14 protein-coding genes and 3 pseudogenes are annotated in these 17,619 nt (G+C 60.5%); 4 read left to right on the plus strand and 13 right to left on the minus strand.

Annotated elements, in window-relative coordinates; genetic code table 11:
* Both AC1DRN_RS14675 and pyk read right to left on the minus strand, forming a co-directional pair.
* Positions 1-186, minus strand: a pseudogene (locus AC1DRN_RS14675) (group II intron reverse transcriptase/maturase); the annotation flags it as partial.
* A 484-nt stretch (positions 187-670) separates the two neighbouring features.
* On the minus strand, positions 671-2,122 hold the full coding sequence (gene pyk / locus AC1DRN_RS14680; RefSeq protein WP_223463886.1) for a pyruvate kinase: 1,452 nt from the start codon (positions 2,120-2,122) through the stop codon (positions 671-673).
* A gap of 171 nt (positions 2,123-2,293) precedes the next feature.
* Between pyk and AC1DRN_RS14685 the strand changes: the two genes are divergently transcribed.
* Positions 2,294-2,677 (plus strand): tetratricopeptide repeat protein, encoded by a 384-nt coding sequence (locus tag AC1DRN_RS14685; RefSeq protein ID WP_223463885.1) that lies wholly within the window; start codon positions 2,294-2,296, stop codon positions 2,675-2,677.
* Between the two features lie 236 nt (positions 2,678-2,913).
* Positions 2,914-3,273, plus strand: coding sequence for a PilZ domain-containing protein (locus AC1DRN_RS14690; protein WP_223463884.1), 360 nt, complete (start codon positions 2,914-2,916; stop codon positions 3,271-3,273).
* A 37-nt stretch (positions 3,274-3,310) separates the two neighbouring features.
* On the opposite strand, the gene AC1DRN_RS14695 is transcribed toward AC1DRN_RS14690, so the two are convergent.
* The 6 genes from AC1DRN_RS14695 to AC1DRN_RS14720 are packed head-to-tail and all read right to left on the minus strand — an operon-like array spanning position 3,311 to position 10,024.
* The gene (locus tag AC1DRN_RS14695; RefSeq protein WP_223463883.1) at positions 3,311-4,639 is read right to left on the minus strand and encodes a DUF58 domain-containing protein; all 1,329 of its coding nucleotides are present in this window, start codon (positions 4,637-4,639) and stop codon (positions 3,311-3,313) included.
* Entirely contained in the window at positions 4,636-5,637 is a 1,002-nt protein-coding gene (locus AC1DRN_RS14700; RefSeq protein WP_223463882.1) for an AAA family ATPase, read from the minus strand. The genes AC1DRN_RS14695 and AC1DRN_RS14700 overlap by 4 nt, the downstream gene beginning before the upstream one ends.
* Positions 5,634-6,797, minus strand: a complete 1,164-nt coding sequence (locus tag AC1DRN_RS14705) for a DUF4350 domain-containing protein (protein ID WP_223463881.1) — start codon at positions 6,795-6,797, stop codon at positions 5,634-5,636. The genes AC1DRN_RS14700 and AC1DRN_RS14705 overlap by 4 nt, the downstream gene beginning before the upstream one ends.
* Positions 6,794-8,338: a DUF4129 domain-containing protein gene (locus AC1DRN_RS14710; RefSeq protein WP_223463880.1), complete on the minus strand. Its 1,545-nt coding sequence runs from the start codon at positions 8,336-8,338 to the stop codon at positions 6,794-6,796. The genes AC1DRN_RS14705 and AC1DRN_RS14710 overlap by 4 nt, the downstream gene beginning before the upstream one ends.
* The gene (locus AC1DRN_RS14715) at positions 8,325-9,302 is read right to left on the minus strand and encodes a stage II sporulation protein M (RefSeq protein ID WP_457266093.1); all 978 of its coding nucleotides are present in this window, start codon (positions 9,300-9,302) and stop codon (positions 8,325-8,327) included. Before AC1DRN_RS14715 ends, AC1DRN_RS14710 begins: the two co-directional genes overlap by 14 nt.
* Positions 9,299-10,024 (minus strand): RDD family protein, encoded by a 726-nt coding sequence (locus AC1DRN_RS14720; protein WP_223463878.1) that lies wholly within the window; start codon positions 10,022-10,024, stop codon positions 9,299-9,301. Before AC1DRN_RS14720 ends, AC1DRN_RS14715 begins: the two co-directional genes overlap by 4 nt.
* 187 nt (positions 10,025-10,211) lie before the next feature.
* Here AC1DRN_RS14720 and sbcB point away from each other — a divergent pair, with 187 nt between their 5' ends.
* On the plus strand, positions 10,212-11,642 hold the full coding sequence (sbcB, locus tag AC1DRN_RS14725; protein ID WP_223463877.1) for an exodeoxyribonuclease I: 1,431 nt from the start codon (positions 10,212-10,214) through the stop codon (positions 11,640-11,642).
* A gap of 99 nt (positions 11,643-11,741) precedes the next feature.
* Here the strand turns inward: sbcB and mvaT are convergent, their stop codons facing one another.
* Complete coding sequence (gene mvaT / locus AC1DRN_RS14730) at positions 11,742-12,119, minus strand: histone-like nucleoid-structuring protein MvaT (RefSeq protein WP_007933316.1); 378 nt, start codon at positions 12,117-12,119, stop codon at positions 11,742-11,744.
* A gap of 336 nt (positions 12,120-12,455) precedes the next feature.
* On the opposite strand from mvaT, the gene purU reads away from it, so the two are divergent.
* Positions 12,456-13,304, plus strand: coding sequence for a formyltetrahydrofolate deformylase (gene purU / locus AC1DRN_RS14735; protein WP_223463876.1), 849 nt, complete (start codon positions 12,456-12,458; stop codon positions 13,302-13,304).
* A 283-nt stretch (positions 13,305-13,587) separates the two neighbouring features.
* Here purU and AC1DRN_RS14740 read toward each other — a convergent pair.
* The 4 genes and pseudogenes from AC1DRN_RS14740 to AC1DRN_RS14755 form a co-directional block, all read right to left on the minus strand.
* Positions 13,588-14,349, minus strand: a pseudogene (locus AC1DRN_RS14740) (DUF2334 domain-containing protein); the annotation flags it as partial.
* Between the two features lie 4 nt (positions 14,350-14,353).
* Positions 14,354-15,466: a glycosyltransferase family 4 protein gene (locus AC1DRN_RS14745; protein WP_411740724.1), complete on the minus strand. Its 1,113-nt coding sequence runs from the start codon at positions 15,464-15,466 to the stop codon at positions 14,354-14,356.
* 224 nt (positions 15,467-15,690) lie between these two features.
* Complete coding sequence (locus AC1DRN_RS14750) at positions 15,691-16,455, minus strand: methyl-accepting chemotaxis protein (protein WP_457266095.1); 765 nt, start codon at positions 16,453-16,455, stop codon at positions 15,691-15,693.
* 93 nt (positions 16,456-16,548) lie between these two features.
* A pseudogene (locus AC1DRN_RS14755) lies at positions 16,549-17,580 on the minus strand (HAMP domain-containing protein); the annotation flags it as partial.
* Positions 17,581-17,619: the final 39 nt, after the last annotated feature.

Raw genomic sequence — 17,619 nt, forward strand, 5'->3', positions numbered from 1 at the left:
CGGTGCAAGCACCCGCGCCATCAGCGTGTCCGGCTCCGCGTTCGTCCACGTCACAGACGCCGTCGATGCTTGCGCCCTGTCAGCCGTCATCCTCGGATACCGTCCGGGACTTGGGGTAACAGTTTTCTCTGGGAGAATATTCTGCGTTTCAACATTCGACGAGACTCTGACGCCTACTGGCGGCATAACCTGTTCGGCCCTTGGTGACGGGGTTAYTCGCCACTTACTACGGCTTCRGCTGACTTCTGCACGCTCATCCCGTCGCCTCTCGACGCTCGGTAGCACAATGGCAAACGTGCAGATCTCCCAGGGTAATTCGCGCGACCTTCCTGCTTATGCCTGTCGGATCTACGTCACAGCGTTCTGTGCAAGTATCGGGCTTTGAAGATGCTTGCCTCCTTACCCCGCTGCGCCGCCTCTATCCGCTTCCTGTTCGTCAGGCCAGCATTTTGCCTCGGGCTTCCTTCAGATTCGCAGTCACCCGCGACACCCTTGCCTCTGGCTAACACTTCCCCTTGCCGGGTGTGTAGAGGACTTTCACCTCCAAGTCACCAGCGAGGCCACCACAGCCAAGCTGGTTGCGCTTACGCGCAACGCGCCATGCCTGGCGCACAAACAAAAAGCCCCGCCATTCACATGGCGGGGCTTTTGTTTTTCAGCAACCGGTCACTCAGACCATCGGATCGCCAACGTGCAGGATCTTCATGCCGTTGGTGCCGCCGGTGGTGTGGTAGCTGTCGCCCTTGGTCAGGATGACCCAGTCGCCTTTTTCCACTACGCCGCGCTTGACCAGCTCGTCGATCGCCTTTTGGCTGACTTCGTTCGGCGCCAGCGAAGCCGGATCGAACGGGATGGTGTACACGCCACGGAACATCGCCGCTCGAGCCTGGGCTTCGCGGTGTGGGGTGAACGCGTAGATCGGCACCGAGGAGCGGATGCGCGACATGATCAGCGGGGTGTAGCCACTTTCGGTCAGGGCGATGATCGCCTTCACGCCCGGGAAGTGGTTGGCGGTGTACATGGTCGCCAGTGCGATGCTTTCGTCGCAGCGCTCGAACTCTTTGCCGATGCGGTGGCTGGAGGTCTTGCTGGTCGGATGCTTTTCGGCACCGATGCAGATGCGCGCCATGGCCTGAACGGCTTCCAGCGGGTACAGGCCAGCGGCGCTTTCCGCCGAGAGCATCACGGCATCGGTGTAGTCGAGCACGGCGTTGGCTACGTCGGACACTTCAGCGCGGGTCGGCATCGGGTTCTGGATCATCGACTCCATCATCTGGGTCGCGACGATCACCGCCTTGTTGTGGCGGCGTGCGTGCAGAATGATCTTTTTCTGGATGCCCACCAGCTCGGCGTCGCCGATTTCCACACCCAGGTCGCCACGGGCAACCATCACCGCGTCGGACGCCTTGATCAGGCCGTCGAGGGTTTCGTCGTCGGCCACGGCTTCGGCGCGTTCGATCTTCGCCACCAGCCAGGCAGTGCCACCGGCTTCGTCGCGCAGTTGACGGGCGTATTCCATGTCGGCGGCGTCACGCGGGAAGGATACCGCGAGGTAGTCGACTTCCATTTCCGCAGCGAGCTTGATGTCAGCCTTGTCTTTTTCAGTCAGGGCCGGAGCGGTCAGGCCGCCACCGCGACGGTTGATGCCTTTGTGGTCGGACAGCGGACCGCCGATGGTCACGGTGCAGTGCAGTTCGGTGGCGGTGGCGGTATCGACGCGCATCACCACGCGGCCGTCGTCTAGCAGCAGCTCGTCGCCCACGCCGCAGTCCTTGACCAGGTCCGGGTAGTCGATGCCGACCACTTGCTGGTTGCCTTCGGTCAGAGGATGGCTGGTGGAGAAGGTGAATTGATCACCGATCTTCAGCTCGATCTTCTTGTTGGCGAATTTGGCGATACGGATTTTCGGGCCTTGCAGATCACCCAGCAGGGCGACGAAGCGGCCGTGTTTGGCGGCGAGGTCACGCACCAGCTTCGCGCGAGCCTTGTGCTCGTCGGGGGTGCCGTGGGAGAAGTTCAGGCGGGCGACGTCCAGGCCAGCCAGAATCAGCTGTTCGAGAACTTCCGGCGAGTTACTGGCCGGGCCAAGGGTAGCGACGATTTTGGTACGACGGACGGACATGCAAAGACTCCTGAGTTCAAGCGCTGAGTGAGGCTACTATGCTCCGATGTTGTAGTCATTGTTCGTTTGCACTACTTATTTCTTTCTTTATTGAACCCTGCAACTTTACGTCCGGCAGCCTGAAGATTTCCGACCATGGGCCGATACAGGGCACAAGACAGGAGATCCCCCATGCGATTCGTGCTCATTGCCGCCCTTGCCCTTAGCGCCCTCAGCGCCACGGGCTGCACCCGTTGGTCGATGAACCATCATTTGAACAATGCCTACAGCGCCTATGACCGGGGCAATTGCGAGCAGGTGATGCTCGAACTGTCCAAGGTCGAACGCGACAGCCGCGCGCGGCCTTACGTGTGGCCGGAAGTGTCGATGATGCGCGGCCTGTGCCTGGAGCGACAGAAGATGTTTATCGACGCGGCCAAGACCTATCAGTTCATCATGGCGTCCTATCCACAGAGCGAGTACGCCTACCGTGCCCATGCCCGCATTGAAACCCTGCAGAGCCTGGGCCACTATCCGACGCGCAGTGCGGCGGCCGTTAAACCGACGCAGTTCTGATGTCGATAACCCTCTGATCGCTGGCTCCCCGGCGGTGCTGAGCTATAGTCCAATGAACCGGTTTTAGAGCGTTGCCTCTGATGAGCCGGGGCAACACCTGTGACCGGCACAAGCAAGACTCTGCGCTACAAGGAATGGCGCACCGGAAGCAGGGAGAGCGGGCAAAGATTTAATGCGTACCCGTTCCGAAGCAGTAGTGCGGCTCTGCTTAAGAGCCTTGCATAGCGAAATTGCACATGTTCACCGACCGCCGAATCGAGCGGCATCAATTGCCGTACTTCCTGAAAGTGTTCAACGGCATCACCGGCAAACCCATCGGCAATCTGGGCAATGTCTGCGAAGACGGGCTGATGCTGATCAGCCAGTTGCCGATGATGATCGGCGCCGACTTCAACCTGCGTCTGAAAATTCCCGGTATCGAAGGTGGCCAGCAGATCATCGATCTGCAAGCCTGTTGTCTGTGGTGCCACGAAGACGCAACCCCCCAACATTACGACACCGGGTTCAGCCTGCAACGGGCGCCGCCGGAGTATGGGCATTTGGTCGAGGCGTTGAAGCAGTATTTCAGTTTTCTGCCGTTGCCGGCTTCGGCTTGAGATCACCGGGAAACCGGCTGTGAGTGATTGCTCAGGCTCAAACTCCGGCTCTTTTCCAGCCCAGGTAACGCGTCACCAACGCAGCCCCTAACTCGCCGGGTCGCGCATCCATCACCAGTACTCCATGAGCGTTCAAGCGCTCATGGAGTTCGGCGCGTGTATTGAGGTAGTCCACGGTCCCGCAATAGGCCAGCGCCTCGGGCAAGGTCTGCACCGGTGACTGACGCAGGGTGTCGAGTACGTCTTCGCGCAGGCTCGCGACCAGCACCTGATGTTGCTGGCTCAGGCGGTTGACCGCCGAGAGCAACTCATCGTCGTCCTCTTCGCGCAGGCTGGTTACCAGCACCACCAGTGCCCGGCGTTTTTGCCGTGCCAGCAGTTGCGTTGCCGCGGCTTGATAGTCGGCGCTGCGTTGGCTGCTGTTCAAGTCATAAACGCTGTTGAGCAGGGTGTTGAGATGGCTGGTGCCTTTTACCGGTGCAAGGTAGCGCGGCGGTTCGCTGGCAAAGGTACTCAGGCCCACCGCGTCGCCCTGACGCAGCGCGACGTAGCTGAGCAACAGACAGGCGTTGAGGGCGTGATCGAAGTGCGACAGCTCATCATCCTGGCTGCGCATGTGTCGGCCGCAGTCGAGCATGAACATGATCTGTTGATCACGTTCGTCCTGATACTCCCGGGCAATCGGCATGCGCTGGCGGGCAGTGGCTTTCCAGTCGATCTGGCGCAGGCTGTCGCCCTCGCGAAATTCGCGCAATTGATGGAATTCCAGACCCAGGCCCCGTCGTTGTTTCTGACGTACGCCAAGCTGGCTGAGCCAGTTGTCCACCGCCAGTAGTTGCCCTTCATAGAGGCGGGCGAAGTCGGGGTAGACGCGGGTGGCATCGGGCAGGTCGAGCAAACGCCCGTCCGACCAGAGCCCCAATGGGCTCGGCAGGTTGATTTCGCAGCGTTCGAAGGTGAAGTGACCGCGCTTGAGCGGGCGCAGGCGATAACCGGCCAGGCTGTGCCGACCAGGTCGCAGTTCGACCGTCAGGGGCAGGTGTTCGAAGCTCAGGCCCGGCGGCACGTGGTCGAAGACTTGTATGTTCAGCGGTTGCGAAAAGTCGTGTTCGACAGTCAGCTGCACTTCGCTCCATCGACCCAGCGCCAGGCTGCCGGGCATCTGGCGTTTCAGCCGCGGCGAAGGCAGGCGCTTCACGCGCACCGCATCCAGCAGGGCCAGGGCCAGCAGCGCCAGGAGCAATCCCCAATTGATCGCCATGAGATTCGCCGCAACTGCGAACTCCAATGCCCGCAAAGTGCCCGACACAATGGTGCAGGCCAGCAGGATCAACAGCCAGGCGAGCATCAGGCGCGAGGGTTTCACAGGCGCGGCGCCGGCACTTGGTCGAGCATCTGTCGGAGCACCTGATCGACATCCAGGCCCTCGATGTCCAGCTCCGGCGCGATGCGTACGCGATGGCGCAGCACGGCCAGGGCGCAGCCCTTGATGTCATCCGGAATCACGAACTCACCACCGCGCAGCAGCGCGCGGGCCCGGGCACATCGCACCAGCGCAATGGACGCCCGAGGCCCGGCGCCGAGGATCAGGCCGGGCCAGTTGCGGGTGGAGCGGGCCAGGCGCACGGCGTAATCGAGCACCTGATCGTCCAGCGACAGGTCGCTGGCGATGCGTTGCAGGGCCAGTACATCCCTGGCCTGCAACAACGTGCGCATCGGTTGGACATCGAGCATGTCGGCCCGGGTCGAGCGGCTGACCTGACGGACCATGTTCAACTCCTGGTCGGCGTCGGGGTAATCCATGCGTACCTTGAGCATGAAGCGATCCAGTTCGGCTTCCGGTAGCGGATATGTACCTTCCTGTTCGATGGGGTTTTGCGTGGCGAGCACCATGAACGGCTGTGCGATGGGCAGAGCACGGCCTTCGAGGGTGACTTGCCGCTCCTGCATGGCTTCGAGCAGCGCCGCCTGGGTTTTCGCCGGGGCGCGGTTGATCTCGTCGGCCAGTAGCAGGTTGGTGAACAACGGGCCCTTGCGCAGTTTGAATTGCTCGGTCTGCAAGTCATACACGGCATGCCCGGTGACGTCGCTGGGCATCAGGTCCGGGGTGAACTGGATGCGCGCGAACTCACCGCCGAAGCAGCGGGCGAGGGCGCGCACCAACAGGGTCTTGCCCAAGCCCGGTACGCCTTCGAGCAGCACATGGCCGCCGGCGATCAGCGCCGTCAGGACGTCGTCGATCACGCGGTCCTGGCCGATCAGGGCTTTTTGCAATTCATTACGTACGGCCTGGGCCAGGTGGCTGGCACGCTGACGTTGTTGAGCGGCATGGTCCGGTACGTCGGGCTCGATCGGTTGACTCATAGTGAGTTCCTCAAGGATTGCAGGTGGGCGACCTGACGGCTGAATTCAACGCTGGTAAGTCGTTGCTTCGGTCGCGGGCTCATGGCCTGGCTGATAGTGCGTGTGGGTTGGCCGGTCAGGCGCGCAAGCACCAGCCATTGTTCGGTAACGGCGAGTTGTTCAAAGCCGGGATGGCGACGCCGCACGCGCCGCAGAATGTCTTGCTGCAAGGCTTGCAGCAGGCCGGCCTGACCGTTGCGGCGCAACAGGAAGTCGGCACTGGCGCGCAGGTGCTCCTGCAGTTGTCGGCGTGCTTTCGGCGCCGGTTCCAGCAATGGCCCCTGACGCACACCGAAGTGCCAGAAACCCAGACCGATCAAAGCGAACAACGCGACCAGCGCCTGGGGAAAATAACGCAGCAGCAAGGTCGGCAGGCTGTCGTGACCGGTATTGAAGATCAGTGTCACGCGGGTGTCGGCGGTCAGGTACCAGAGCAGCCAGGCATTGTCGTACCGGTCGATGGCCGGGGTTTTCCACAAGTCGGCATCGGTGACCACGATGATCGAACCGAGACCGTAACCGAGCTGCATCATGTGTGTGGCCCTGGCGCTGTTGGCCCAGGCCTGGGCGAGGTTTTTCGGGTCTTCGAGATGGAACGCGGTATCGAAACCGGCATAGGCCGGGGCGTCTTCGTTTTCCAGATAGAGCCTGGTCAGTTGCGGGTACGGATCGTCACCGACACCCGGCGGCGGGTCCTTGAGGTCTTTGCTCAGGGACTGGCGCAGTTGCACCCGATCGAGCAGCAGGTCATTGCTATGGCCGAGTTTTTCATCCCACAGCGACTCGGCGACGAACAGAAGCCGCCCGCCGGCCCGGGTCCAGTTCAGCACCTGGTCGATCTGTCGTGGGGTCATGTTGTAGCGCTCTGCGAGCAACAGCAGGCTGTGTTGATGCGGGTCGAGGCCGGGCAGGATGTCGAGGCCGTTGGCGTGGCCGACGTTCAGGCCTTGCTTGCGCAGGAACAGCTCAGCCGCCAGATATGGGTTGGCCCTGGCTTCGGGGGAGGGGCCGTGGTCGATGTCGGTCTGGTAGGGGGTTGCCTTGAGGTACAGATAAACACTCAGCGCTGCCAGCAACACGGCGATCAACACCCCGGCTATCGACCCCCAGCGCCGATTCAACGGACAACCTGCGAGCCGAACAGAACGCGCCAGCCGTCACACAGTTCCTGCTGCACCTGAGCGGGCGGCAGGCGATGACCGTAGGCCATGTTTTGCCAGTGCCCGGTCAGGCTTTTGCTGTAGGCCAGCAAGGCCGGTTGCTGTAATTGCTCGATACGCTGAAGCACTTGGCCTTCAGTGTCGGCGGACTTGAGCGCGATGTTGAAGTCGTGCAACAGACGGCTGAGCAGGGCGCGATAAAGCAAACCAAGTGCTTCGCGTGGATGAGTCTGCCAAAGACTTTCGGCGTGGGCGGCGATGTCGGCGGGCAGGGATTCGGGCTTGAGGTCCAGGCCGAACGCCTGCTGCGGTAAAGGTCCCGTGGCTTTGTTGACGGGGATCGGTCGGAGACTGACGAACGCCTGCAACCAGTCGCGATAGCGCCAGATCAACAGGCCGACGGCACCCATGACGATGCCCCACAGCACGATTTCAATCAGGGTCGCCAATGCCCCGAAACGTTGCCCCTCGAACAGTTTCAGCAGGGCCTTCAACCATTGCGGTGTCTTGCCATCGTCCGCGGCTTCAGCATTCGGTTGCTCTTCGCCAAAGCGGTAGCGCGTCACCGTTTCCCGGTTCTTGAAGGGCGGCTGCTCGAGGATCGACTTGATGCTGTCCCTGGAGGCCTGGCTGGTCAGGGGCTGGTCCAGCAGGCGCGGGCTGTCGGGTGAAATGCCCGGTTCGGCGGCCCACGCGCTGTGTGTGGTCGGCATCAGCAGAGTCACGGCGATCAACAGGACAGCGCCTGCACTGGTGAGGCGCTGGCGCATTCGGCGGAACACCAGTTCGATATCCCAGGCCTCCAGTACGATGCGCCGGTTCAGGTAAAGGCTGAAGCCGCAGGCGACATAGATCGGCTCCCAGACCACCAGCACCAGTGCATAAAAGGCGTTGGTCAGGTGTTCCAGCCAACGCCAGTCCCGGGTGGCCGCCGAGATCAGCGACTGCCAGCTCCAGTCGAGCGCGACCTGCTGTGGCAGGAGTAGATAGAACAGCACCATCAAGCCGATCCACAACGCGCCTTCCAGGTGCGCGCCGATGATCGTCAGCCATCGTGCCGCGCCGGCGTCTCTCTGCAACAGCACCTGTAGACGCTGCTGGCGTTGTTGTCCGTCGAGGCCTTCGAGTTGCACCACCGGCATTACGAAACTGCGGGACAAACTCAGGCGTCGCCAGGTCAGGCTGGCCAGTAATTGTGGCTTGAGCAGGCGCGGCCATTGGTGCAAGGCCTGCTTGAGCGTGGGCGTTTCACCGAACATGGCCTGGGACAGGATGTACAAGGGCAGGCGTTCGAACGCCGGCTTCAGCCACCAGAAAATGAACACGGCGAGCGAGGGCGAATCCCGGAATCCCCAACTGAGCAGCGCGAAAATGGGCAAGGTGACCATGGCCCAACTGGTCATCAACAGGCGTCGGTGGCGCTGGCTCAGGAGCACGCCGAGGTCCATGGCTTCCCAGGTCGAGCGCGGGCGAATCACCACCGTGGCGTCACTCAGGCGCATGGCGGCGACGTCCGGCGAACACGAGATAAATCACCACCAGCAACCAGAGCGCCGCGCCAACCAGGTACTTGGTCTGGTGTGAAGGGGCGGTCATTGACGACCAATAGGCTTCGATAAACGCTGCGATCAACAGAAACAGCATGACCCCGCAGACCAGCAGCACACTCTTGCGCGCTGCCAATCGCAAGGCCTCAGTCCGTGGCAAGCGCCCCGGGGCGACCAACGCCCAGCCCAGCTTCAGACCAGCGGCACCGGCCAGGGCGATGGCGCTGAGTTCGAAAGCGCCATGGCCGATCACGAATGACCAAAAGGTTTGCCCGTAGCCGACGTACGTCAGGTGCCCGGCCACCGCACCAATCATCAGACCGTTGAACATCAGGAAAAACACGCTGCCCAGGCCGAACAGCAAACCACTGGCGAAGGTCTGAAAGGCGATGCCGATGTTGTGCATGATGTAGTAGCCGAACATCGCCCAGTCCTCACTGGCGGCCCGTTCCGCCGTGCGCCCGAGGTGACCGGCAACGGGGTCGTACATGCTTTGCATTTCACTGACCTGCTCGGCGGGGATCAGGTTGTAGACCAGGTCCGGGTACAGGTACACCAGCAGCGCAAAACCGGCCAGGCTGCCAAAAAACAGCAGGCTGGCGGCGAGGACGAAGCGCCACTGTTCACGCACCAGCCGCGGGAAATCGGCCAGGATGAATGCCAGCATGTTGGCCCCCAGACGGCTGCGGTGTCGGTAAAGCTGTTGATGCCCGCGCAGCACTTGTTGCTGCAAGGCATCGATCAGAAAACTGCTGTAGCCGCGCTCTCGTGCGAGTGCCAAGTGTTGGCAGAGGCGTCGGTAATCCTTTGGGAAACTGCCGGCGTCGGTGACTTTGCCGTCGCGTTCCAACTGCTCGAGCAGGTGGGAGAAACGGTCCCATTCGGCCTTGTGCCGGCTTTCAAACAGGCTTTGCTTCATGTCGGCCCCAGCAAGCCGCGGGCGATACCATTGAGCTCGGTCATCGCCTGTGCAGGCTGGACTTGCAATGGTTGGGCAAGGATCGCGGCCAGTTCATTGACCCGCGCCTGGGAGAGTTCGCCCTGGCGCTCGGCAAACCCGAGAATCGCCTGTTGCTCGGTGAGTGTCAGGGCAAAGGCTGGGCGGCGGGGTTGGGCTTCGGGGAGTTCGGGGCGGGTGTGCAATTGTTCGCGGTAGATCACCAGGGTCCCGGCGGCGATATCGCCGAGGCGCTTGAAGTGGGGATGTTGCAGGCAACTGACGGCCCCGAGGAAGTAACCGAAGGGCAACAGGTCAACAACGCGCAGCAGGTTGCGCAGCAGCGAAGCGGACCAGCCGACCGGGGTGCCATCGTCGTGCACCACCCGCAGTCCCATCCATTGCTTGCCTGGCGAGCGGCCGTGGTTAAGCACCTCGAACAGCACCATGTACCACCAACTCACTACGAATAGCAGGATCGAGCCGAGTCCGGCACCCAGTTTGCCGAGCATCGCCAGTGCAATGAACAGCACGCCCAGGACCAGGCCGCGCAAACCAAGATCGATGGAAAATGCCAGCGCACGGACCATCAAACCGGCCGGGCGCAGCGGCAGATCGACGCCCTCCGGCGTTTCGACGTGATACCGCGTATCCAGTGGCGGTGACAGCGGCGCATTCCTTGGCAGTGCTGTGGTCTCGAGCATGGGCAACCTGATGATGTGGCCTGGATCGGGATTCTTTGTCCATCCGATGCTAGCAGCCTATACGGGGGGAAACGACATAACTATGTATTGCATGGTGAGCCGGGCAAGGTGCTTGAATGACAAGACTACTGGCCGGGGTGTGAGGTGAACGCCTAGACTTTGCCGATCTTCAGTTCAGGAATCGCCCGTGACCTCCATCTTCTGGTACGACTACGAAACCACTGGCATCAATCCCCGTTGCGACCGTCCGTTGCAAATGGCCGGCCTGCGCACCGACTTCGATCTCAATGAAATCGACGCGCCGGTCAATCTTTACTGCCAGCCCAGTGACGACATCCTGCCGCATCCGGCCGCCTGCGCGATCACCGGAATCACCCCCGGGCAACTGCGGGCGCAAGGCTTGAGCGAAGCCGATTTCATGACCCGGGTGCATGCGCAACTGGCCGCTCCCGGTACCTGTGGCGCGGGGTATAACACCTTGCGTTTCGACGACGAGATGACCCGCTACAGCCTGTACCGAAACTTTTTCGACCCTTATGCGCGGGAGTGGCAGGGCGGCAACAGCCGCTGGGACCTGATCGATGTGGTGCGCGCCGCTTATGCCTTGCGCCCCGATGGCATGGTCTGGCCGACCGATGACGAGGGGCGGGTCACGCTCAAACTTGAACGCCTGACCGCCGCTAATGGCATCGATCATGGCAATGCCCACGAAGCGCTGTCGGACGTTCGTGCGACGATCGCCCTGGCGCGCCTGATACGGGAAAAACAGCCAAAGCTGTACGACTGGCTGTTTCAACTGCGCAGCAAGCAGAAAGTCATGGACCAGATACGCCTGTTGCAACCGCTGGTGCATGTTTCCGGGCGATTTTCGGCCGCGCGCAGCTATGTGGGGGTGGTGTTGCCGCTGGCCTGGCACCCGCGCAACAAGAACGCCCTGATTGTCTGTGACCTGCACCTCGATCCCCAGGGCCTGCTCGACCTGGATGCCGAAAGCTTGCGCCAGCGCTTGTATACCCGTCGCGACGAACTGGCCGAAGGCGAGTTGCCGGTGCCGTTGAAGCTGATTCATATCAACAAGTGCCCGGTGGTGGCGCCGTTGTCGGTACTTCGCCAGGAAGATCAGCAGCGTTTGGGGCTGGATATGGCGCTGTATCAGCAGCGGGTGTTGCAGCTCAATGACGCCCGGAAAGTTTGGCTGGATAAAATCCTGGCGATCTATGCTCGCGAAGATTTTTCCCAGAGCCAGGATCCGGAGCAACAGTTATATGATGGATTTATCGGTGATCGGGATCGGCGATTGTGTGAGCAAGTCAGAACCGTTGACCCGGTGCAATTGGCACAAGAGCAGTGGCCTTTCGATGACGAACGTTTGCCTGAATTGCTGTTTCGATATCGCGCTCGTAACTTTTCCGACACGTTGAATTCCGAGGAGCAAGAACGCTGGCGAATATTCTGTCAGAAACGTTTGTCAGAACCCGAGTGGGGGGCGCCAAATACCCTTGAAAGTTTTGTAGAAGCCGCGGCCCAATTGAGCGTTAGTGCTACTGCGTTTCAGCAGGGGGTGCTCAGTGAGTGGCAGGATTATGTCCAGGGATTGCGTCAGCGTTTGCATCTTTGAAATCGAACATGCCAGGGCTTAAAACACCGGGCATAAAAAACGCCAGCATTTGCTGGCGTTATTTTTTGTCACGGATCCGTCTGCGACAAGCTCTGAAGCTTAGCCCAGCAGGGTAGCCCAGCCTTCCACCACGTCACCGCCCCACTTGGCTTTCCACTCTTTCAGAGTCTTGTGGTTGCCACCTTTGGTTTCGATGACTTCACCGTTGTGCGGGTTTTTGTATTGTTTAACTTTGCGAGCACGCTTGGTGCCGGTAGTTTTCACTGCGCCGCCGCGTGGTGCCTTGGTTTTGGATTCTGGATCCAACAGCGCGATGATGTCACGCAGGGACTTGGAGTACTCGCCCATCAGGGTGCGCAGTTTGCCTTCGAATTCCAGCTCGGTTTGCAGTTTGTCGTCTTGGGACAGGTTCTTCAAACGGGCTTGCAGCTCTTTGATAGCTTCTTCGGTGGCGCGATATTCGTTGATCAAGGACATGTGGACTACCTTATGTTGTGCGCTGGATGGCAGGTGACAGTGCGGCAATAATAGTCACGGTGTTTCATCAAGTAAACATTTAAGCCAACTTTATTTAATTTACTTGCTGTGGTTTTGGCGCGCGTCGGTAATGCATTTATTAGTGTGGTCCAGGTCTGCCGGATATACATAAATTAACATTTGGCCGGCACCACTAGAGCATCCGGGCGAACCGGCACTGGCGCTGTCCGTCCTGCCGCACCGACCTTCCGGCAGGGCGAAACGTCAACAATACTGCAGTTTTGCTGCGCAATCGCTAGAATGGCGGCCTTTGCGAAGTTCTGGAGTTCCCCCCTCATGCGCACTTTTCGTCTGGTGATTTCTTGCCCGGACCGTGTTGGCATCGTTGCCAAAGTCAGTAACTTTCTGGCATCACACAATGGCTGGATCACTGAAGCGAGCCATCACTCGGACAATCTCAGTGGCTGGTTCTTCATGCGTCACGAGATCCGTGCCGACTCCCTGCCATTTGGTATCGAAGCGTTTCGCGAAGCCTTTGCCCCGATCGCCGAAGAGTTCTCGATGGACTGGCGCATCACCGATACCGAACAAAAGAAACGCGTGGTCCTGATGGCCAGCCGCGAGTCGCACTGCCTGGCCGACTTGCTGCACCGCTGGCACAGCGATGAACTGGACTGCGAAATTTCCTGTGTGATTTCCAACCATGATGACTTGCGCAGCATGGTGGAGTGGCACGGCATTCCGTACTACCACGTCCCGGTCAATCCGCAGGACAAGCAGCCGGCCTTCGCCGAGGTTTCGCGCCTGGTCAAACAGCACGACGCCGAAGTGGTGGTGCTTGCCCGTTACATGCAAATCCTGCCGCCGCAGTTGTGCAGCGAATACGCGCACAAGGTCATCAACATTCACCACAGCTTCCTGCCGTCGTTCGTCGGTGCCAAACCCTATCACCAGGCTTCCCTGCGTGGCGTGAAGCTGATCGGCGCGACCTGCCACTATGTGACCGAAGAGCTGGATGCCGGCCCGATCATCGAGCAGGACGTGGTGCGCGTCAGCCACAGCGACAGCATCGAAGACATGGTGCGTTTCGGCCGCGATGTCGAGAAGATGGTGCTGGCCCGTGGCCTGCGTTATCACCTGGAAGACCGGGTGCTGGTGCACGGCAACAAAACCGTCGTCTTCTGATAGACCTGCGGTACAGTTGAAATTCGAAGGGTCTGGGCGTTCAATCGCTTCAGGCCCTTCGCCGTTTCTGTACCGAGGACATGACCATGGCCGATCCACTGGACAAAGCCACATCCAAGGCTCCCGCCACGTTGGGCGAGGGTTGCCTGAGCCGCTACGACCCGGATGACATGGGGCCTGAAACGGGTACGGAGTTTCCTGATGCCGCGCAGTTGTGGGAGCAGTTGCAACAAGAGCCCGAGGACAAACCCAAGCCTGCCTGAGTTTCATCAACTTCATCGGCAGCGACACGACCCACACGGTCGGTTTGCAGCGCCAGCCACTGGGCCTTGGTCATCGGAACACGTCCGTTGTCGAGCAGGCGCTCGAGGGTTTGTAGCCAGTATCGGCGCGAAAACTCATGACGCATGTCCACCGGGTGCAGGCCCAGGCGAATCACCGGGGCCTGCTGCCAGCGTTGTTCACGGCGGTCGCTGACGAGCTTCGATACGATCCGGCGCCAGGCACCGCGCGCACTCCAGACCAGCCCCGGCGCCTCGAACGCGGTGAAATCCGGCAGCCGGTACAAGTGCTGCGAGTCGCTGGTGTAACTCAACGGCAATTGGCGCAATGCCTGGCGAGTGCCTTGGCTCATCAACCAGGCAGGGGCGACGAACCCCTCCAGCGGCCAGTCATGGCGGTGGAACATTTCGATGCCCGAACGCAGGCGGGCGAGGGCGGCGTCCTGCGACAAACGGTAAAACTCGCCTTCGTGGGTGTAGACCCGACGCATGAACCAGTCTCGGGGATTGCTGGCCATCGGCCCGTCGTCGCAGTGGAAGTAGCCATGCAGCGCCAGTTCGTCGCCCCGGGCGAGCCTGGTACTGAGCTGGCGGCAAAATTGCGGATGGGCGTCCAGGTTGTTGTGTTTGTGGAAGTCCGGCACCACCAGCCAGGTGATCGGCACGCCATCCAAAGTGTCGACGGCTTTGACGAACGGCTGGTAATCGGCCCAGGTTGGCGGTGCCACGTCGTGCAGTACCAGCAGTAAAGCGGGACTGTTCATGGACTCAACCGTTGGCTGTCAGCGGCCATTGGCTGCCGAGCACTGCGTGGTAGTGGCGCAACAAGCTGTTGACCACGGTGTCCCAGGCGTAATGCCGTTCGACATGCAACCGCGCCTGTTTGCCCAGCGTTGTGTTGCCCGACCCGAACAATTCTCGAACGGCGGTGGCCATCGCGGCGGGATTGTTCGGCGCGCAGAGCCGGCCGCAGTCCTCGGTGACGATTTCCTCGAAAGCCCCGGCCGCCACGGCCACCACCGGAATACCGCTGGCCATGGCTTCGAGTAACACCAGACCGAAGGTTTCCTGATCGCCTGCGTGTAACAGTGCATCGGCGCTGGCCATCAGGCGGGCCACCTGCGGCGCCGGGCAGAACTCGTCGATCACCGTCACGTTGGACGGCACGGCCGTGGGCATCGACGAGCCAACCAGCAGCAGGTGATAGCGTCGGCCCAGGCGTTTCATGCAGTCGAGCAGCACCGGCAGGTTTTTTTCCTTGGAACCACGCCCGGCGAAGATCAGCAGACGGGTGTTTTCGTCCAGGCCCAGCTCGGCTCGCAGCCCGGGGTCTCTGGCATCGGGATTGAAGGTTTGCAGGTCGACGCCGAGCGGTTGCACAAACACATTCTTGACTCCAAGCCCGGTGAGCTTGTCGGCCATGACCCGGCTGGGCGCCAGTACGCGGTCAAAGTTGCCGTAGAGCTTGCTGACATAGGCTTCGACGTTGTTGGTCACCCAATGGCCCATGCGGTTGCTGACCAGCAGGGGCAGGTCCGAGTGATAAAAGCCGATGACCGGCACATCGAGTTGGCGCCGCGCATCCAGCGCCGCCCAGGCCGTGAGATAAGGATCGCCGACTTCAATCAGGTCGGGCTGCAAATCCTGCAAGACATTGCGCCAGGGCGCGAGGCGCAGAGGGAAACGATAGCCCTTGCCGAAGGGCAGGGCAGGGGCCGGAACGGTGTAAATACCATCCTGTTCGCTAAAAGAAGATCCGGGAATCAACAGACTGTGGCGAATGCCCGGTTTGATGCCCAAACGACGGTGCTTCGCATCCAGATAAGTGCGTACGCCACCGCTGGCAGGGGCGTAGAACATGGTGATGTCAGCGATATGCACGATGAACAATCCTCCAGTCCCGGTACTCCCTTGGTTGACCTATATGAAGGATAGATGTTCGGTTGGGGTTTGTGCGGGTGGGGGGGGCGGCGGGGTTTTGTAGTGTTTGGCAGGCCGCTATCGTCGGAACGCCGCCCGGAGCAGGCTTGCTCCCACAGTAAATCTCCAGTGCGACAAAGATCCCTGTGGGAGCGAGCTTGCTCGCGATGGGGCCAATTCAGACGCTAGATACGGAAACTGCCTACCAGCTGCTTCAACCGCGCCGCCTGCTGCTCAAGGTCCGAGCACGCGCGCAATGTCGATTGCAGGTTTTCCACGCCTTCCTGATTCAGCGTGTTGATCTCGGTGATGTCGACGTTGATCGACTCCACCACGGCGGTCTGTTCCTCGGTCGCGGTAGCCACCGACTGGTTCATGCCGTCGATTTCACCAATACGCAGCGTCACGCTGTTCAGGCGTTCGCCCGCGAGGTTGGCGATTTCCACGCTGTCCTGGCTGTGGCGTTGACTGTCGCTCATGGTGCTGACCGATTCCCGGGCGCCGACCTGCAGCTCCTCGATCATGGTTTGCACCTGTTGTGCCGATTCCTGGGTGCGATGTGCCAGGTTGCGCACTTCGTCCGCCACCACAGCAAAACCACGACCGGCTTCACCGGCACGGGCGGCTTCAATCGCGGCGTTGAGCGCCAGCAAGTTGGTTTGCTGGGAAATGCTGGTGATCACTTCGAGAATCTGCCCGATGTTCACCGTTTTGCTGTTCAGCGATTCGATGTTGGAGCTCGATGTGCTGAGCATGCTCGACAGTTGATTCATCGCCACGATACTGCGGTCCACCACTTGTTGACCATCTTCGGCCAGGCTGCGGGCATCGCTGGCCTGGCTCGACGCCTGAGCTGCGTTGCGGGCAATTTCCTGGGCGGCGGCGCCGAGCTGGTTGATGGCGGCTGCGACGCTGCTGGTGCGCGAGGCTTGCTGGTCGGAGTTGAACATCGACGAGTTGGAAGCCGCAACCACGCGCAACGCCACTTCATTGACTTGCCCGGTGGCTGAGGACACTTCGCGGATCGAGCCGTGAATGCGCTCGACGAAACGGTTGAACGCGGTGCCGAGGGTGCCGAATTCGTCGTTGTTCTGGATGGTCAGGCGTTTGGTCAGGTCGCCTTCGCCGTCGGCGATGTCGGCCATGGCACGGGTCATGACGTGCAACGGCTGGATCAGGATGCGAATCAGCATGCCCAGCAGGGCGATGATGATGGCCACGGCAATGATGGTCGCAACGACAGCCGAGGTGCGGAATTCGCTGAGCATCGAGTAGGCTTTTTCCTTGTCGACCGAAACGCCGATGTACCAGTTGACCGATGACAAGCCTTTGATCGGGGTGAAGGTCACGATGCGGGTTTTGCCGTCGACCTGGATTTCGCTCATTGTGCTGCTGATGGCCGGTGTGTCTTGCGGGTAGACATCCTTGAGCATCTTCATCGCCAGCGCTTTGTCGGGATGTACCAGGATTTTGCCGTCGGAGCTGACCAGGAAGGCATAACCGATGCCATTGAAATCCAGCGTGCCAAGGCTGTCGGCGATCACCTGCAAACTCAGGTCGCCACCGACCACGCCGATGTTCTGGCCGTCCTTGATAACGCTGTCGACAATCGAAATCACCAGTTGGCCGGAGGCCAGATCCATATAAGGCTCGGTTAATGCCGAACCGCTGCTGCCTTGCGCGCTCTTGTACCAAGGGCGTGCTCGCGGGTCATAGCCATCGGGCATCTTGCTGTCCGGGCGAATGATGAAAGAGCCATCCTTGCTGCCGAGGTAGGCGCCCATGAAGGTCGAGGTCACGGCTTTTTGTACAAGCAGCCTGGAAACGTTGTCGGCATCGGGGTTGAGCGCGACAGTTTGTGACAGGTTTTCAATCAGCAGGCTGCGCCCGTTCAACCAGGTCTGGATATTGTTGGCGGTCACTGCGCCCATTTCCTGCAGATAGTTATTGAGGTTTTCGCGGATGGCGTTGCGCTGCAGATAGTCGTTGTACAGCGTGAATGAGGCGAAGGCGGCAATAACAATGAGGGCGGCGGCAAGCAGGATTTTATGGCTGAAACGCAGATTTTTGTTCATGGCTTGGGGTTCCGCTAAGGTCTTAATGTCCAGTGCGTG

The sequence above is a fragment of the Pseudomonas sp. P5_B3 genome, assembly GCF_056400405.1.